Here is a 1796-nt window from a genome sequence, read left to right as displayed (position 1 = left end):
CAGGTCAGGCATGTAAATAAGTGAATAGCCACATATTCCGTATCGATGCCAGTATATGCGGTCGTGAAAAAGGGAAAAACTGATATAGACAATTGGTTGGTATATCAGAATGGAAAAGTCATACGGACGATACCGGGAAATCAAATGCCTGGGCAGGAGGAGGAAGAAGATGACAAGCCAACATGGGGTGAGGTCTATGATTTTATGCGAAGGGCTATTAAAGCCAATCCGGGTATTGTAGTAAAATAAACACGAATATGAAAAAGATATCTATATTATTGAGTTTCTTTATTGTTTTCATTTCTTGTGCCAATAAGGTAAAAGAAGAGGAAAAAGAAGAGGAAAAAGTAGAAGAAACAGGAAAACAGCAGATAGCGGTAGATACTGTATCGGAGGAAAAATACCAGGAAATTTCGGGTGTAGGAGAGCCTTATTATCCTAAAACCGAAGAGGCATTAAAACGCTGCCAGAGAAGGGTACGGGAAGAAGGTGATGCGATCAGTTATGATGGATTAGTTTCCTATTATGCAGAAAACCCTCATTTGGAGGATGAAATGATAGGGTATACAGAAATAATGATAAAGAAGAAAGAAAGGAATGAGCCATATATAATGTATTATTATGAATACGTAGAACAAAGTAAATCAGAGAATAAAACTGAATTAATGAAGCGAGCAATCAAATACATGAAGGAAATGTTGAAACGAGAAGAAAAATTAGAAAATAAGAATGAGGGTTTTTTTTATCTTGCTAGAAAGGTTTTATCCAATATTTACAGGGAAGGAACTTATGTACCCCGGGATACTGTAATTGCCGAGTATCTGGATGCAGGAGGGAATAATCTGGATTCCATTATTCGGGTCCGTCAGGTCAGGCATGTAAAAAAAGGAAGCCTTCCATAACAGGACAGGGTAAACCCGGCCGAACGGCTGGACTCGGTCACGCACCAGTTGAACACGGCCCCGGAAGCCACCCTTGCCCGCTACAGCTATGATGAAGGCGGGAGGACTAAAACAAAAAAAGTGGCCAATGAAACCTCCACCTACCACTATAATATCCGAGGCTGGCTCACACAGGTTACCGGCACGAAATTCAACCAGACACTCCCACCTATAATGCCCCCGTGAACGGGGTCACACCCGTCAAGGCCCTATATAAGAATAAATTGATAAACTAGCCAGATGAAAAAGTATTATATCACTGCAATAGTATTAGTTGCCTGTATTGCAATTTACTGCGTATACTATAGGGGCAGAACTCCCAAGGAAGACGAATTCTCGCTGTTTGTTTACATGTTCGGAACGAGGACAGAAACCGAAAAATTGCAGCTATATCATAATGATATTCCGATATTCAGCCGGAAACTTAAACTGAATATATATGATGATGACCCGCAAATGATATTCGTATCCAATCTTAAGAAGGGGGAGGTGACGAATCTGAGATTCAAATTGGAGGACCGCTTAATAAATGGGCACAAAGTCTGGAAAGATATCGACACCACCTTCTCCATATCGACAGTGGATCCGGATTCAACCTGGATTTCCATGTGGTTTGGGGGACTTAGTATATCGGATATCTCGCCACTGACTGAATTCAAAAAGCGGGATGACGAGTTTGCCCTGTTCGTATACCTGCATCCTCCATACTTTTCTGAGGAAATGCAGGTATATCATAACGACACGCTATTGTATGATGGTAAAATCAGATCATTGTATTATGATCCTTATCTAATGTTTGTATCCAATGTCAAAAAAGGAGAGATGACCCGTTTGAGGTTGAAATCGGTGGATGTG

4 protein-coding genes are annotated in these 1796 nt (G+C 40.8%); all 4 read left to right on the top strand.

Features of this window, described 5'->3' with window-relative positions:
- Positions 1 to 45 precede the first annotated feature (45 nt).
- Positions 46 to 249: a hypothetical protein gene (locus VB073_RS09065; protein ID WP_323403844.1), complete on the top strand. Its 204-nt coding sequence runs from the start codon at positions 46 to 48 to the stop codon at positions 247 to 249.
- Between the two features lie 8 nt (positions 250 to 257).
- A complete protein-coding gene (locus VB073_RS09060) occupies positions 258 to 902 on the top strand; it encodes a hypothetical protein (protein ID WP_323403843.1) in 645 nt (214 codons plus the stop codon).
- A 48-nt stretch (positions 903 to 950) separates the two neighbouring features.
- Positions 951 to 1127 (top strand): hypothetical protein, encoded by a 177-nt coding sequence (locus VB073_RS09055; RefSeq protein ID WP_323403842.1) that lies wholly within the window; start codon positions 951 to 953, stop codon positions 1125 to 1127.
- A 54-nt stretch (positions 1128 to 1181) separates the two neighbouring features.
- Positions 1182 to 1796, top strand: a 615-nt coding sequence (locus VB073_RS09050) for a hypothetical protein (protein WP_323403841.1), incomplete at its 3' end; no start/stop codon positions are given.

Origin of the sequence: Proteiniphilum sp., assembly GCF_034927365.1 — a bacterium.
Lineage (GTDB): Bacteria > Bacteroidota > Bacteroidia > Bacteroidales > Dysgonomonadaceae > Proteiniphilum.
The sequence above is the reverse complement of the archived record's forward strand: the minus strand, read 5'-3'. Positions and strand labels throughout refer to the sequence as shown.